At 43.1% G+C, this 17740-nt stretch carries 10 protein-coding genes and 1 pseudogene; all 11 read right to left on the bottom strand.

The window, feature by feature from the left end:
* Positions 1-5: 5 nt before the first annotated feature.
* Positions 6-2184 (bottom strand): annotated as a pseudogene (gene iroN, locus QE396_RS22750) (siderophore salmochelin receptor IroN).
* A gap of 1404 nt (positions 2185-3588) precedes the next feature.
* The gene (locus tag QE396_RS22745; RefSeq protein ID WP_104440697.1) at positions 3589-4503 is read right to left on the bottom strand and encodes an omptin family outer membrane protease; all 915 of its coding nucleotides are present in this window, start codon (positions 4501-4503) and stop codon (positions 3589-3591) included.
* Positions 4504-4635: 132 nt separating this feature from the next.
* Positions 4636-5295 carry an EAL domain-containing protein gene (locus QE396_RS22740; protein ID WP_185791801.1) on the bottom strand — a complete coding sequence of 220 codons (660 nt, stop codon included), beginning with the start codon at positions 5293-5295 and terminating at the stop codon, positions 4636-4638.
* A 423-nt stretch (positions 5296-5718) separates the two neighbouring features.
* Positions 5719-6528 carry a helix-turn-helix domain-containing protein gene (locus QE396_RS22735; protein ID WP_104440662.1) on the bottom strand — a complete coding sequence of 270 codons (810 nt, stop codon included), beginning with the start codon at positions 6526-6528 and terminating at the stop codon, positions 5719-5721.
* A gap of 2695 nt (positions 6529-9223) precedes the next feature.
* Positions 9224-10048: a CPBP family intramembrane glutamic endopeptidase gene (locus tag QE396_RS22730; RefSeq protein WP_185791800.1), complete on the bottom strand. Its 825-nt coding sequence runs from the start codon at positions 10046-10048 to the stop codon at positions 9224-9226.
* 517 nt (positions 10049-10565) lie between these two features.
* Complete coding sequence (locus QE396_RS23535) at positions 10566-10736, bottom strand: Bor/Iss family lipoprotein (protein WP_404997373.1); 171 nt, start codon at positions 10734-10736, stop codon at positions 10566-10568.
* 269 nt (positions 10737-11005) lie between these two features.
* Positions 11006-11710 (bottom strand): fimbria/pilus periplasmic chaperone, encoded by a 705-nt coding sequence (locus QE396_RS22725; protein ID WP_185791798.1) that lies wholly within the window; start codon positions 11708-11710, stop codon positions 11006-11008.
* Positions 11679-13322 carry a hypothetical protein gene (locus QE396_RS22720; RefSeq protein ID WP_104440658.1) on the bottom strand — a complete coding sequence of 548 codons (1644 nt, stop codon included), beginning with the start codon at positions 13320-13322 and terminating at the stop codon, positions 11679-11681. The genes QE396_RS22725 and QE396_RS22720 overlap by 32 nt, the downstream gene beginning before the upstream one ends.
* Positions 13312-15837 carry a fimbrial biogenesis outer membrane usher protein gene (locus QE396_RS22715; protein ID WP_185791797.1) on the bottom strand — a complete coding sequence of 842 codons (2526 nt, stop codon included), beginning with the start codon at positions 15835-15837 and terminating at the stop codon, positions 13312-13314. Before QE396_RS22715 ends, QE396_RS22720 begins: the two co-directional genes overlap by 11 nt.
* Before the next feature lie 23 nt (positions 15838-15860).
* Positions 15861-16529, bottom strand: coding sequence for a hypothetical protein (locus QE396_RS22710; protein ID WP_104440656.1), 669 nt, complete (start codon positions 16527-16529; stop codon positions 15861-15863).
* Between the two features lie 57 nt (positions 16530-16586).
* Positions 16587-17174, bottom strand: a complete 588-nt coding sequence (locus QE396_RS22705) for a common pilus major fimbrillin subunit EcpA (RefSeq protein ID WP_104440655.1) — start codon at positions 17172-17174, stop codon at positions 16587-16589.
* Positions 17175-17740: the final 566 nt, after the last annotated feature.

Below are 17740 nucleotides of genomic sequence, written 5' to 3'. Positions count from 1 at the left end.
GCCAATCAGAATGACGCGGTAATACCGGCATAATAAGCACGGCCAGGCTCGTTATAGGTATTCGCCCCTTCGGAAGAGCGGTAGATCTGTTTATCAAAGAGATTGCTGACACCGACGTTTAGCCGCAGGTTTTTATTAATATCGTAATTAAAGTTCGTCCCCACCAGCGAATAAGCTCCCAGCTCTTTCCCTGACAGACGGCCAGTATCTTCGCTGCGAGTTTCCGCATGGGTACGCGGTTTTTGTCGGCCGTATAACGTCCAGTTGACGCTGGCCGAGAACGCCTGGGTGATGGTCCAGTCAAGCGAGTTATTGATGGTATATTTCGGAATGACCGACAGCGGGTTACCGGTGTCTTTTTGCTCCGAGGTGATCATCCAGGTGGCATTGGTATTCCAGTTCAGCCGATCTTTCACCAGCGGGAACGCCATGCTGGCTTCGATACCGTCCACCAGCGCTTTTCCGCCATTCTGCCACTGGAGGATATATGCACCTGAAGCGGTTTGCCCGATAACATTGTCCCCGGCCACGATCTTATTCTGGTAGTCATTGCGGAAGTAGGTCACGCTGGCGTGGTAGTCTTCCCAGGCGAACTCCAGCCCAATTTCTTTATTGATGCTGATTTCCGGATCGAGATCTTTATTACCGATCAGGTAGCAGCCGCCTGAGGTAATATCTTTTGGACAACCGTTACCTTTCGAGTAGAGCAGATAACCTTCGCTGGATTGATACAGGTTGGGTGCTTTGAAGGCTCTGGCAATCCCCGCTTTGACTTTGAAGTAATCGCCCAGTTCCTGCGAGAGGTTCAGGCTGGGGCTGAAGTTACCGCCGGACTCGTTGAGATAATCAAAGCGCAGGCCCGGGATAAGATTCGTACCGGGAACCGGCTCAATATTATCTTCAAGGTACAGCGCACTGATTTGGGAATGGTTTTTACTGCTGCGTTCCGCAGCCGAACCAGAAATCCCGCCGATATTACTGTCATTCACCGTCAGGCTGGTAGAGGAAGGGTCATCGAGCTCATCGCGGCTCCACTCCGCCCCAACGGTCAGCGTTTGATCGACCAGGGCATTCAGCGGAATATTAAGCTCACCGCTGGTTCGCCAGGAGCTCAGGCGATTGGTCGTGAACTTTTGATCCGCCGAAATTCGCCCTTCGCCCCCGCCGGATAATCCTTCGTTCATACGGGTGTTATTGGTTTTCTCGTAATAGACACCAAAACGGCTTTGTCCCCAGTCCCAGATACCATTGTGCGTAATGCCATAATTCTGCCGGTACAGGCGGTTCGTCTCTTCGCCGGATTTCGCCAGGCTTTCAGTAACGGCACTGGAGGCGCTGTTTTGTTTTGGTATCGCCCGCATAGATATTCCCCTGGCGGCTGTATCCGGCTTCGAAATCGAGAATTTGCTGCGGATTTAATTTCCATGAGACGACGCCGTTAATATCTTTGTTGCGCACCCCTTCATGCCCGGCCGCGTTTTTCGTACCGGCTGAGGAGTTAATATCCCAGCTGTCGGCATCGGTTTTATTCAGATTGCCGTACAGACGCATGGTCAGCGCATCGCCAGCCAGCGGCCCACTAAGGCTGAAGTTGGTACGACGCGTCGCGCCTTCATCGCTGCTTTCCGGCTGGTTGGTGAATAACGACAGCGAACCGTGCCAGTCGTTCGAGGGGCGTTTGGTAATGATGTTCACCACCCCGCCCGCTGCGCCCGAACCGTAGCGCGCCGCCGCAGGGCCGCGGATCACTTCAATACGCTCAACCTGTTCCGCTGGCACCCAGTTGGTGTCGCCGCGGGTATCACGCTCTCCACGCCAGCTATACCGCACAGAGTTGCGCGACGTCACCGGTACACCATCAATTAAAATTAAGGTGTTTTCCGGCCCCATGCCGCGAATGTCGATCTGGCGGTTATTACCACGTGTGCCCGAGGCGCTGTTGCCGGTCAGATTCACACCGGGCATTTTGCGAATAATATCGGAGAGGTCGTTGACCGGAGGATTCTTTTTAATATCATCACTGGTAATAATCGACACACCCGGCTGCTGTTTGAGTACCTGCTCAGCGGTGGCTTCCACCACCAGGGTCTCGTCGTTATCGTCGGAAGATTTGGCCACTGATACCTGACTATTCAACCCAACCAGCAGCGCAGTTAGCGGCCATAAGATCTTGTTAATTCTCATACCTATTCCCTAATAAATGCCTAACGTAAAAGTGATTGATCGTTAAGCTCACATCCTTGCCAGATATTTTTTACTGTCATTATTGCTTTATGATAAGAATGATAATTAATATCATTTAGAGGGAGGTAAGGCAATCCTTAACAACATGGGCGTGCGGCACTGAGGGAATAGATTCACGTGATGCCATTCAATTCGTTACGCGTAAGGCTTACTGATAGTGTGTAGCTTTCCCTTCAGGCGTGACTCATCCGTCCGTCATCAATACCACCACGCCAAAGGCCGACAGCAGGCTCATCATCGTGCATGATCTGAAGTCTGATGTTTGCGAGGAGCGAACTTTTGCCTCAGTGTAGAGAGAGGGAGACCTCTAAAAGTGAAGTGAATAGTCTGTTTTGGCGGGATGCTTATACACCCACCATCGGACATGTATTCACTGACCATCAATTAGCGGAAAAATTGTTTCGATGTTTATCTGCAGAGTGCCGGTTGACGAATCGAGAATGACCCTGAATGTGCAGTTTGAGCTGGGCGTTAATCCACGCTCATCATCGTGGCTGAAGGGGGACACTGGCGTACGGCTTGACTCTGTCAGGTAAAAGAAGGTGAATAATATGGAGGCGTCTACAGCTTTCAGAAGCTCACTCTCACCCAGTTCTCGCAAAAGGGTTAAGGCAGGAGATAAAAAGGCCTCCTATTTTGTCGAATAAGAGGTTTAAAGTGAATCAGGATAAAATGCTGAGACGTCTCCAGCTCATTGTTCGACCCGCAGGCAATGAAAAGAGATTTCATTGTCTACAGGGTGCATCTGTTCAAACACAGAATACGCTCATTAAAGACAATTTCGGCATCAGGCGACTGTTCCCGGACAAGAAGAAATGAACGTCAATAGTCCCGGCGTTAAAGATTTAAAGCCGCGTTCACAGCCTGGGTTATTGACTTAACAGTGTATTTCACCGACTTCTCAGCGAATTTGTAAAGCGGCCAGTCGCAGTATCGAACGGAGAAAGTTTAACCGCATTGTACTTGCATACTTCAACTAAGGTCGCGCGGTGCCGGGTGCCTCCCGGTGAGGTGCCGTTAACCGACATCCCGTGGCATGAAGGCTGATTAATACAACACACCACCCCGCCGCTCAGGGGGATTCATCGCGCACAGAAAACATGAAAAACGGGGTACGCAGTGCCGGGTTTTACCCGAAGAGCCTTTGGCCAGCTGCCGTGACTCGCGTCTTTGCGTCGTCATGTCAATTGCTGTTTCGCCCCACGTATTCGCGGGTTTCACTGCGTATATAACTGGATAATATCAAAAAAAGTAGTTTGCCATTATTCTTCCGTCAGTGCGTGCACTCCTTAACAGCATAGTAATTTGTATAAATTAATGCTGGCTTGCTGTTCGCCCATGAACTTAAAATGTGTATTTTAATCCGACGCTCATAACTAAATTTTCATTAGATATGCCAGCAGCATCACCACTTGTGTGCTCGAACTCGTCAGTCTCACGATCTAAATCTGAAGACCACCCTTTGCCTTCAGAATATTTTGTATAATCGAGTTCGGTGTAGACCTGAGTATTATTAGTAATATAATATGCAGAATTCAATGTTAGTCCATACATACTGGACGGCCCTGTCTTCTCCCAGAAAGAAAGATGTCTGGCATAGTGTTCGTCACGATCATGGGCATGTACCCAGTGGCTGTATTTTAACAAGGCAGAAATTTTAAAATTGCCATTTGTATATTCAGATGACAGACCAATATAAGGCGCAGTAAATTTCTGACTATAACCAATCCCATTGACATTCAGGGGGAAGTTACCTTTATATGCACCATTGTTATAATCATAGTACCCCCCATGGCTAGTCCAACTGTAACGACTTTCTTCATAACCTGCCATGAAACCCAGACGAAATAACGCGTTAGTGAAAAACCACCCTGTCGCATTAACATCATATTTATTCGCGTAATTGACTCTCGTCAACTCTGATGAATGATCGGTCCAGTGTGATTGTGCCGGATCCTGCCAGTCATAATCATCCATGTGGCCTGAACCCTGTGCAATGGATGTCCACCCATTAACATTCATTGACATCCTGGGTATCGGCTCCCAGGTCACCCCGGCTTTCAGAATGGCAACATTATTTAATTTCCATTTCAGTTGACTCTGTTTATTACCACTTCCGGCATCGTAAACAAACTCATTTGCTTTGCCCTGCAAAACGCCTACGGACATATCAACTGAAAACGCATCTGCTGAAAAGGGATTTTTACTCTGATGCGCAAAACTATTTCCCGCATAAAGCAAGAGAAACGATGTGCCCATGACGTGTAGTCGAGCACTCAGTATTAAATGGCACATAATAAATTTATCCAGTTTCATTATGCATGTTGATGGTATCAACTTCTTTAAAAAAATAAGTAATGACTCAGATAAATATGTGATATTTAAAAATCATTATCCGACTTTTTTTAAAGAAATTTCAGGCCAGTAAAAACCCTGTCCATAATCCAGACCAACTCGAGTGGCCATGTGCAAATCGGCCTTAGTCTCAATGCCTTCTACCAGGACCTTTTCAGTACAGAGTTTGAGAGCCCCAACAAATGACGCTAGCATAGAATAATTTTTATCCCGATATTTCCACAGAACAGATTTATCGATCTTGACGCCGAAGAATTGTATTCGAGAAACCAGGGTTAACATATCTTCCTTAACATCATCCAGCCAAACACTGGCACCATTGTGTTTTAGCAAGGACATATTCTTTGATAGTGTATAAAAGGCCTCCTCATCAATATTCAGAAGATTATCAGGGTCCTGCAATTCAAGATTGACATTTTTTCCAGCCAGAAGCTTACTAATATGATTACACAACTGTGTATCCAACAGAATTTTTGTGGGTATATTCATAAAAAGTGATAACTGATTATCTACACGCAGTGACAATTGTGCGCGTATCACTTTAAATAAAAAGTCCTTGCTGGCACCGGAAAAAAACTCCTCTACAGAAAAGTTTGATGGCAACGCTGACAATACCTCAAAACCAATCGTTCTTCCTGATGAGATATTGACAATCGGCTGAAGTCGGAAATGAACTTCCTCCATTATCTTTTTCATAAAACTACCTAAGTTGCTGTTATTCTCTTTACTGCATGATAAATTAAACGGTCAAAATGACAGTTATCCTGCAAAAATACCAACTTCACGAAAAAGAATATAAAAACCATTGATAACAATTGAAAGATGATATTCACATTCATCGACACTCATAGTGGGCTTTAACGTCCCAGTGGTTATGATGGCTTTGCAGCCCTTAAAAAAGTCAATATAATTTGAAAAACATATGATGCACGTGAAAATCAAGCCATCACGACGCAAAATTATCCTGAAAAATATCTCATCACTCTTCGCATGATCGCGCCAGCGACAGAGAAGACAAGTAGCGTTCCGAAGCCATGCAGGTAAAACTGAGCTTAAAAGCAGATCAGATGTGAATGTCTTACCTCCCAAACTAACATATTAATTATTGATTAATATGGATCATTGAGATTTAATGCAGGGAACCAAATACTCAGTAATATAGAGTAAGCCTTCGTTTCTTTTTTCCAGTCTCAGGCAATCAGGCCCCTTTCTGCGCGTCACAGAATACAAAGGCAGAACGCCCTGGTAGACGAGCCTTTGTAACTCATATAGATTTTTAAATTCATACCTCATTTTTATTGAAAGCCACTGTTCAGCAGAGGAATCTTCTTCTACTTCCTGACCACACAGAATATACGAAAATGGAATTTCAATCGTACTTACATCGCCATGATATCCATCTCTGTATGGTGACGCTCCCTTGAGTACCTTAAGCAAAACCAGGCTCTCCTGCTCTCTTTCCACAGCCAATTCAACAAACTCTGGATTTGGAGTACCCATTACAGGTTTTCCTGTTTTGAGCTGTTTATATGACCATTCAAATTCATTTATCTTTGAGAGATAGTCAATGCGTGGAACAAGATGTTTGAAACTCCAGTTTTCGGCTTCTCGAAATTGTTTCGGCGACACCCCAAAATGGCTTTTAAAGGCTTTTGTAAAGCTTGGGTGAGAGTTAAACCCTGAGCTATGTGCAATATCAATAACACTTAAATCCGTAGCCCTTAATAAAATCGCGGCAGTCGTTAATCTTCTGAGCCGGTTGTAAGAAGCAACAGAAAAACTCGTCTGCTCTTTGAAGAATCGCTGTATGTACCATTTTGAAAATCCCGATCTCTCAGCGATGCGTTCTATGGGTACTGTTTCAGATTTGTTTTTCTCAAGCCACTCGATCAATGTCATAACTATTTCATGCTGACGTACATTTTTCATTTAATCTTCGCCAAAAAATATAATGCATTTAGTGTAGTCGCAATCGTAACTGCCACAAGCAGGATTACATTGCATCTCATGTTTTCCGGCTAAAATTTTCCGCTCCTGCCTGGCACTCGCCTCAGGCAGCGGTTTTATTCTTTAACAACAGGTGAAGATGCCTTCTTCAGAACTCAGAAAGTTGTCTGTCAGAGATTTAGATTCCAGGTTGCCTGTTCCTCCTTTTTTTAATAGCCATGAACGCCTGCTCACGTCTGCCTCCCCTTCCACTTGTTTACGGTTGTAATGTCCTTCCCCATGCTGACGGTGATCAATGCAATATTTTACCCTCTTACTCAGGATTAATGTCCTGGCGTAACTGACCTGATCATAACGGTGTTTTGTAATTTACGCTGATTATATTAAAACTGATATAAATCAATTTGCAACTTTATTAATTTTATTTACTAAACAATGGCATTTTTGAATAAACTCATTAATTGAATTGCAAGTAATAATAATTCGCACATATAGATAAAGATGTTTATTATCAACAAGATAGAAGTGTGACATTTCTGCACCACCCTATTTAAAATGTTAAATTTATGTATACTGAACACGAAAATTACTCATCTGAAATGTTTTGAATCCATTATTAGTGGCTATGTTTTTGCCGGATACTCAGATCAAGGAAAATAAATTTAACATATTGAGCACATATTTATCTCATCACAAAAAGATCACTGGTGAAATATTATTCACCTTTCCGCCAATTCAATTTAGATACATGAAGAAAATTATAGCAAACTAATAAATTCATTCTCTATAAATAGAATATTTAGAATCGTTAACACACTGTCAATTCATCATACTTATCAGTACCTTAGGATATAAAATATATCACAGATATCGCTTGCGTAATTATTCAAAGGGGAGTAGCAATTGCATATAATGCTTCTGACTATTTCGAATGAAAAACAGACCCAAGTATGATCAGATTCCAGCGTGAACATACTTATTTATATGAAATGCATATAATTTATCTTTGCTGCTCATGCTCAGCACCTCTTTATGTTAATTTAATGTTAACGCACAGGGGTTTGAAATAAGGTTAGTGATGCACATCTCGTTGATACCAGGCAATCCCTGCCCCCGGAAGTTCGGACGAGATCTGGAGAAAGACAAGAGGCAGCAAGGCGAAGCAGGTATTTGTGCTGATATGTCCACATGACACTCTGGCCAAACAGGTTGACTAATGCGATGTCAATATCTTCAGAGAGTCCCCCCTGAAACAGAACTACGTATCGTCTCCCGGTGTTTCGTCTGTCTCTTAAGCAGGAAAACAGCCCCCGGCCACTCTGGCCGGAGGATGTTTAAGGGCATCCACCCGTTTTTTGGATCCCCGGACGCGGCACGTTAGCGTCAAAAGCTCAAGCCAGCGGCCCCTGAAAGAAGGGATCACAGGGTATGCGCCTCGCTTAATGACAGCAGCCCTCCTTCCGCCGGATCGCAACCGGACAATTTATAACTGTAGTAAGCATGTCCCTGCGACTTTGTTTAACTGAAGAAACATTGCTGGAGCACCCGGTCATCGCTGCCGTGGCTGAAGAAGTAACGGAAATCGTAGTGGCCTTTACCCCCGCCGAAAGATACGGCTGGTGCCTGTGTTCAGTGCGTGATTTTTGTATGCAGGTACGGCTGCGCGCGCATGATCGTCGCCTTTGCCGGCGAAGTCTCTGCCAGCTCGCTAAAAGGATCATCATGTAATGCGCAGGATATCCGGTGCCACTCCATATAAAATGTTTGTGCATAACCGGGCGAATTTATCCGTGCCCCCCACTTCAGTGCCCAACGCATGAAACGATGTTTGTTTTTAACTCATCGATCCCCCGATACACGAACATGCGAGACAGCCAAAACGGAGAGCGATACTGCCGGTCAGCACTGGAAAGCATCGCCACCTGTTTGCTGCAGCCATTTTTTACATGTTAACGCAGGTTCGCAAACGCGAACTCCCGACATCCAGAGCATGGCCCTGCAGTTCAGATAAGTATGTCATCTCAGTCCTCCCATCAGTATGCGTTACTGAGGGTTTATCCCTGTGCCAGATTTCAGCGCAAGGGACCATATCTTCCAGCGGAGTCATAACCTGGCTTGACATCGCAGATCACCGGCAGTGATTCAGGGGTGAGAACCAGCGCAATCAGTGTGAATACGACGAGGCAGAGAGAAGTAAAGTACGGGAAAAAATCGATTAACTTCACGATCCGAAAATTGCCCCATACGGTCGGCCAGGCGTAAAGATTCTTTTATGAGCACTGAAAGCCAGCCTCTTGACCAGACAGCGGTGAAGGACATCCCGGAAAAGGACCAGAAAGGAGAAGTTGTTTAGCACCCTGTAACAGGCCACAGTAAAAAAATTGGCGCACAATCTTACATGATGAAAATGATGATTCATCTGGAAATGGCGCTCTTAGGAAGGAAGAATAACGATGGATAACCCACATCCCCCACTCTACGTCTATCGGCTAACGTGACGCATTTTATCGCACACCGGACTGAACTGAAATCAGACGGTCACAATGCCTGGAGGGATCAGGCCTCAAATAAGCAAGCCAGCAGTTCCGCTCCCGAATCACATCAAAAGGCCCGTACAGGCCTTCAGAAATGGTAAAAGATTGACACTCACCAGGATGACGCTGACTCAGTACAGGGTTCAGGCTTCTTTTCTGTAACCATGCAAGATTGCCAGCATAGCAAGCAGATAGATAGCGATAGAAAATATACTGGATTCAAAACCAAATCCACCACCACTTACCAGCTCATTATGGGTATGGAGTGTAATAATAAAGACATTGTGCTCATCTGGCTGACTTCCGTCGCTGAAATGGATGATATTATTCAAAGATAAAATATCCCATACAACATGAAAAATGATGCCAGGCCATATACTGCCCGTTCTTTCATAGATCGCGCAAAAGAGATAATTAACAGACAATCCACTAACCAACAAAAATATCATGTCATTAGTCGTGCTGACCTGATTAAAATGCAGGAGAGCAAAGACAATCCCTACCACAGTTGCAGACAAAATATTATTGTATTGACGCCGTAACACACCATAAAACAACCACCTGAAACAGACTTCCTCAGCAACCCCAGGAAATAAAGCCATGATAAAGGAATAATAAAAAGCGCCCACTAAAGATGCGTGTGTAATGGATAGTTCACCACCACCAAAGAGATAACTTAACAAAATTGAAAGCATCACAAGAGCGAAGCCAAAAAAAGACCATAAATAGATGGACTTTATAGTAAGCGCAAAATTCTTCGAATTAAGCTGAGGGAGTGCATTGTGGTAAATATACCTGTTCGTAAATGAAGCCATTGTCACCACGAAGAGTAATGCAAAAAATGTAAAAACGGAAAGGCTGGCTAAATTATCCCCAGCCAAGGAAATAATATACAAACCAGAAAAATTGATACTGATAGACAAATAGCACAATGAGAGCACAGTAAACAATAATGAGAGGAACCACATGCTTTATACCTCAAGCAGTTAAAATACGAATATAAATTAATACTCTTAAAAACAGGCTATCATCCGTATTTAAGGATGTACAAAAAAAAGTATGGTCACTGGCAAAAAAAATGCGATCTTCTTCTCGACCATCCTTTTCATCGTTATGAAAATCAACATCCTTCATGCAGTCAGCGAACGATTTAGTATGTTCTTTATAACCATAGGATTTACATTTTCCTGTATTCAACTGATGTTGTTGCTCATCTGAAATATGAAGTGAGCAAAAACGTCATACCTGAAAAAATAATATCGCAACAATGCGTATCAGCAGAGAATAAATTCGCTCCTTATAAAAGACAGCGTCAGCATGGGGGAACAAGGAAAACATTCAATTACACTGTTATCATTATATAGTACATCCGTTGATGTTTCCTTTGCGTAAAAAACTATACAAACGCAAGATTACAATCACTAAATACTTTTCGATGCGTAATGACATATCCATAAAAAGGCATCAAATCGTGATTAAGAGATTTCAACCACTACAATAGAATGTAATCCTTCTTGGGGTAAGAATATTTAAGGTAATAACTGAAATAAAGCTATCGAAAAGGCTTTTATCATATTCAATACCCCCTACTCCCTGAGGGCAAATGGAATATGCCTTGATATTTTCGCTTTGTCCAAAGCTATCATAAAAATACATAACCTCAATGCTTTTTGTTTTATCCTCTTTGATATTGAAACCTTCCTGGAGCACAAAAACTTTTTTGGCGCAACCAGTAAGGAGAAAAATCAATGATGTTACGCAGATCAATATAAGCCTCATAGTCCTGAATAAGCCTCTCGAAACGATAGTTTTTACCTCCTCTTATACATTCAGTGAAATCAAAATGGGGAGATACACGGATTTCATTATTTATGATTGCCTGTTTAACTTCAATGCAGCAAAAAATAATTCAGTAATAAGCCCAGTTATTTACTACATGGATCTGCGATTTTTATAAATCGATTATCATAAATCAAATAAATCTCACCGGGCTCAGTCAGCACCTTATTTTTAATAAACTCGCCAGGGCGCAGATACCAGGCTTCGCCATCTTCTTCCTTTGTACCGCACCCTGGCTTCACTAACAGTTTAAACCATGTATTTCCCGTATTTTTTAACAGCCCGGATGCTTTTTGATAGTCCCATTTAAAGTTGATGTTTCTTGGACGTACTACCAGTATGGTATCCATAATAACAATGGGCTCAAGGCTTATGGCATCTCCTCGCAAATTTTTGGCAATATGATTAAGCGTAGGGATCTCTTTAAATGAAATTCTGTAATAACGTTCGCTGCTGTCCTCTGGCCCATGATAGTAAAACTTAAAATACTCGCTTTCACCTGCCTGCAAGGTCAGCTGACGGGGTGCAAATAAAAGCTCACCGTCCTCCGGTCGTCTTTTAATCTCACGACCGCCCGGGCGATCAATTTCCGCGACTGACACCTGGTATAACCGAGGTGTTTTGTTATTATTTACTACTTTCTTTGACACATAAGTACTGTCTGCACGCATTGAAAAGGTCAGATTGCCCAGCGATATGGCATTCGCATATCCAGGTAATGTCAAAAAAAAGATTAATGATAAAATAATACCACTGTACTTACTGAATATTACGCCAGGTCGCTTTAACATGAATTTCTCCGGAGGCGCTCACCTCACCATACCAATCGTTACCCTCTACTGTCTTTAACGAGATGGGATTATTCATCGGTATCGAAAATTGCACAGTTGATTTTTCAAGATACCCCACCTCTCCTGTTGAATCATTCCAGGGCGATGTCAACCACAAAGCATCTGTCATATCCCGCCACTGACTGTCACATCCCGCATCGTACGATTTAACATCACCTGTCTGCGTGGTAAATGATAATGTTGCCGGGAAAGGAACCTGAGACGTTCCATCCGATGAACTAAAGATACAATATGCTCTCCCGTCAATGCTTTGAGTCGGTCCCGTGACTTTAATTAATACTTCATCCGCAGCAGTTCTCCCGCTGGTAGTCACAATATAACCAAAGTCCAGTGAAGGTTCACTGTCTCCCACTGTCCCTTCCTTAGACGGAGAGGTTGTGTACTCATCAGAAATAATACTTACGCTGAAATCCCTTGGTTTAATGATTAAGGTATTCGAGGTAGAAAACTCATACCATCCGGACTCTGGCGATGTAGTATTTCTGAACCGAAAGTTGAACAAATCCTTGGTGTTTATATCACTGATACCTAACGAAACCAATTTCTTAAAGAAATCGCTCGAGAAAAAGATATAAACTGAACTTGAGGATTTCAACTCGTTAAAATTGTAATAATAGGCCGTTCCACTGACCGGTCTCCAGGAGTTTGCATCAAGACTGAATTGCATGTCATAAGGAGTTATCGAGCTTTCTAATGACGCGTTATTGATTGCAGGGAAAATCTGTATAGAGACATTACTCAGTCCATCAGTTTCTAAGTTATAATTTACCATTTTGCAGCTTAGGCCGGATTTCGTACCAATAGTCTGTAACTTACAGTCACTATTACCTTCACCTATGGTAGGCTCTCCGTCACTGTTAATAAATATTTCTGCCAGCGCATTAGTATTGATTAACCTGAGGTTAGCTGATTTATGATGGGTGACTTTCCTGACATACCACTGACCGCTTTGCTGATCCTTGCATCTCGCACCGGTACTTGCGTCATAATTATCAGAAGATTGACAACTGTTGATCGTCATACTGAAACTACTTCCCACCGGCATTTGCTGCAGATACTGATAGAACGAGTCAGACATCATCCCGTGCATCCATTTTTGCCCCCCAGAGGTCACCGTCGCGCCATAAAATCCCTCATTATCGGTTGATTGCGGTAAAATCAGACTGGTTGACATGTCACATCCTGAATACCAGTTTATACACCTCAAACCGGTCAACGGATTCGAAAAAGGTGAATTCTCAAGCCACATGTCATATTTCCACCCAGCCGTTAAAGGGGTATTGTAACCATTGTCTATATATCCCAGACTCTGTTGATAAATTGTACCAGATCCATTGTATTTAAGTCCCGTCCATCTATTGGCACCAGTCATACGCGGATCTAATGCCGCACCAGGTGTAACAAAGTAGTTATCATCTGAGTTATTTTCTACAAATACAAAATTCTCAACAGCCGCATCTGGCCAGACCGTTTTCACAACAGCTGCCCTTACGGTGGAAACATAACCCAAAAACATTACTAACCCGGCTAAACAAAGCAGATTAACTTTCATTATTTTCACTGTTGCCTCCCAGGTTGACATATGAGTTCAGCCCCTCGCAAACCACATCCCCTACCCAAACAGCGCCGCGCGCCTTACTCAGTTCAAGATCGACTTCACAGGTTTTAGATTGATCGTATTCAAAACTAATTACAGGATATTTTTTATCAATATCCATAACGAATTCGCCTTGATCATCTGTCTGGGTACGGCCTATGTGGTTGTTTATTTTTGCATTTGTTAATAATGTCCCGTCCTCCGCGTGTATCCTCCCGGAAACCGTAACCATTTGCTTGATCTCAGGTTCAATCACCGCAACGTTACCCGGGTAAAGGGTCAGTTGATTTTTGCGGCCCTTAACAATATCGTAACTATCAATGGAATTTTTATTATTCTGTATTTCGATCTCATACTTATTATATGCCGATAAGGGTAAGTAACTTTTCTTCCCACTGATTGTATAAGATCGACCATTTACTTTCGCATTGAGCTGTCCGCTATCTTTTAATCCTGTATTAAAAATAACGCCCGACGTCCCATCTGTACGCCCGCTTGCTGCTATGTTAGAACCTTGCCATCCCAGACTACCGTTAGCGGTTAAGTTTGTATTTATGTACCCGCTAGCACTGCTATTTATGTTTACTGTCCCGGTTGAATAACGCGTATCGAACATTGCATATGCGCCGCCACTCAGTGTCTTATCACCTTGCGTATCGCCTGAAATAGCTCTCGAAACGTCAGCACCCAGAGTTTTGATCACACCATTATCAAATTGTTTTCGCGCTGAGACGTTAGCAACTGTATAACCATTCTGGTTTGAAACCCCTGTACTGATCCAGTTTCCCAGAGGTAATGAGAAATCCAGAGCGAAGTACTTACCCGTATTCGGATTATCATTGCCGTTACTATAACGCTGCATACCTAAACGCAGCCCTAAACTCCCCCAGGAACCACTGTAGACCGTCTGATAATAATCCGCGTTATAATATGAACTGTTATATTGACGATCATTATTGTAACTTATACTGAAAGTGCCTAATTTGTCCCACAAGGCACTGAAGTTAAGCGAGCCTCCAATAGCCCGGCTGTCTGCGTCCGTGCGTCTTAGTTTTTTTCCAACCTTCGTCTTCTCAGTATTAAGCCATACTGAACTAAATCCTCCAGGCAATGCAGCACTGATACTGCCGATCGTGCTCCAGGAGTCATCACTTGCAGCCATATTTTGTAAGCTGACATTAATCGTATCCGTTAGGGGTACGGTAAACCTGCTTTCAGCAACAGCCATGCTGTCATAGCCGTAACCTGTTGCGGCCCAGGAGACAACATCCCAGGAACCTGACGCTGAAACACCGAGCAGCCAGCTGTCTTTTGATTCAAGCGATTTACCATCACTCTCATACCAGCGATCCATATTAAATCGCCCTCCCCAAATCTGCCATGCAACAGGAGCACCTAATCCTCGCCCCCGGCTGAACAGCTTATTCACGCGTTGTTTACGTTTGTTAATTACACGCCCATTAACCACGATTTCAACATCAACATCATAGATGCCATAAGGTAGTCCACTGGTGTCAACCTCATGGTTCCCCATAGAAAAGTTTTGAACACTTAAAAGCCGGCCATCCCGAATCAGATGTACCTCACCCGCCGCAGGTAAAAAAGCCACTATTGGTGTAGCTGACTGGGAATTATCAAACACAGTGGAGCTGGCCTGATTGCCCCATGAAAATCCATAAATTTTACCCGCAGAGATTGCCGTCATCGGTCCTAACGATTGCAGGTTCCACGTATCTAACATCCCCCCAGCAAAACGGTAACCGGCAAAGTCTTTCTCGTACATTGCCTTATATATTTCACTTTTATGGTCATCACTACCGATACCATAAAATGAACCGTTCAAAACGACATGATGTTCACGCAAAGAGGTGACACTATTATATGAAAGGTAACTCGATGTATTATCAGTGCCATTGCGCATCTGATTATTATAAACACCAAGATTATAGTTGAGTGTGCTACTTACTTTTTTCACACTCGACTGCCCAATATCTGTCCCTCTCTCACGTAGAATAGTGCCAAGAGCTGCGCGATCTACAATCAATTGCAGAACTAATTCCTTCAGGCTTAGCTTGAGTTCAGCCTTGGGTGTTAATTCAATTTCCAGCTTATCACTAAAAGAAGAATCGGCTAATGATACTAAGCGATCTTTTGTTTCATTATTCAGCGCTGCATTATTAGAATCATCTTCTAATTCAACTTTTTTTATTTTTATATTCCCGCCATCGAGCATGATGAAAACACTACCAATTCTTTGATCATCTTTAACGCCCTTGTTACCTTGCAGATGTAGATATAGCGGTAATGACATACCATTTTGTAACGCCATACTGAAAGCCTGAGGTACAATAACCCCGTCAATTTGAAAAGGTTGATTGCCTTCAGCATGACCACAGACAGGTACGAAAAGAACTCCAACCCCGGCAACCATGCAAGTTTTAACGATCAAGGATAATGGTTTTATTTTCATGAGTTATACTGCCCGATATTATGCTATTTTATAGGGATAAATGTTTCGCCCTGCCAGAGAGCCACTCGCCCCTTATCCTGAGCTGTATCAACATGGGTAAACCTTCTACTTTTACCCGGCATCAAATAATAATTTTCCTTACACTCTTTCCCTTCTGACGCTTTCAGGCAAGGTCCATATGCAATAATTCTTAATGTTGCATTACCGGTATTAGTCATTACGCCATTTTCAAACGTTTGACTATAATTTACCTTTCTGGGGGCAACAACCAAGATGGTTCCAATGCGTGCAGATGCAGTTGCTACAGCACTCCGTTTTGAACCATTGTTTTGCGCGTTACTTAATGCCTGATCGAACCAAACAATTCGATAATATCTTTCCTTGTCGTCCTCAGGACCTTTGTAGAAAAAACGTATCACTTCGCTTGATTTAGCAGGCATGAGCATGCTTGAAGGCGTGAGAAGGATCTCATCTTTCTGAGCCATCGGAATAACTTTCCCACCATCTAATGGTGAGTCTAATTTTTCGATACTAATATTAATGAGTCGTCCATTATCAGTTGTATTCCGAATCTCCTTACTCAGTACTGTCGTATCACTGTTTATAAACGAGGTTATATCTCCAACATCAACAGCATAAGATGAAAATGAAATACATACAGCCATAAAAAATGGAAATAATGTTATTTTCATAATAGCAATCGCATTTAAACGCAGGGGAAGAAATCCCCTGCAAAATTAAGGAATTAATTAGCTGGTCCAGGTTGCATCGAACTGAACGCTAACATCACCGCTCCAGATGCCTTCAGGTAGCTGGCTGTAATCTGTTACTGCAGTAGTACCATCAGACGTACCGCCAATAATTGAGAAAGTAAATGCATCCTGGGCACTGGTGCGACCGGACACATTATAACCATTCGCCAGGGCGCTCAGATTTCCCCCCATGATGTTATTAGCCGTATCGATCATTACGGTATCTGCAGAGTTTTCAACAGCCGTGCCATTATAATCAACACCTACTGTCAAAGTGGAACCAGACGTATCCAGCTGAGTCAGCGTATTGGTTAAAAGACGTGATGTCAGTTTAAATGCAGTTGCCGTGGTGTCCCCTTCAATCGAGACATCATAAAGCCCTTTTTGCGAGTTAAAGCCCTTGATGCCTTCAGCATACTGGAATGACAAGCTCCCGAGAGGGGTAACGACGAGTTTGCTTGTGGTGTCTTTTTTTGCTGTAGCCGACCAGGTTGCAACCGCTTGAGCAGTAGTATCGGCTGCTTGCGCTACATTGACCCCTGCAAATGCCGCCACCATTGCCAGTGCAAGTACTTTATTTTTCATTTTCTCCATCCTGAATTTGTTGGGCACTCTATGCCCTATATCATGAAGTATCATATTACTGAGTTTCAGAAGCTTATCGCATACCACATATATGACAGCTTATTAGAAACACCCGATATATTGATTGACATCCCTGTCCAAACTGCCTCCATTTATGAAGAAGCACGGCGACCGTCCCTTATAAACTTCCTTTTTTCGTACTTCTATCCATTTGCAAAATATGATTTAAATCTACTTCGCATTTGAACGCGGCCATTCTAAAACTGACGCAAATCAATTTGCAACACATTGTAATGCATGGTGCAAATTAAGGCTCATTTGGAAAAGAATGGATTTATTATTAATATCTGACTGCAGCAGCGCGGCAAATTATCGGGCAAAAAAAAGCAAAGCAATAACAATATGTTACCGGTAACTTTTACGAATGAAAGCTACTTATCCAAGGTTAAAGAAATGTTTCAATTAAAGGGGGTAATGGCATGTTTTTTCGATCAATTCTGGCAGTCAAACACATACAGAGCACGATTAATATGCAAACTTATAGTTTGAATTGTTAATTAATAACA

This window comes from Enterobacter sp. SORGH_AS_0287 (assembly GCF_031453695.1).
Classification (GTDB): domain Bacteria; phylum Pseudomonadota; class Gammaproteobacteria; order Enterobacterales; family Enterobacteriaceae; genus Enterobacter; species Enterobacter ludwigii.
The sequence above is the reverse complement of the archived record's forward strand: the minus strand, read 5'-3'. Positions and strand labels throughout refer to the sequence as shown.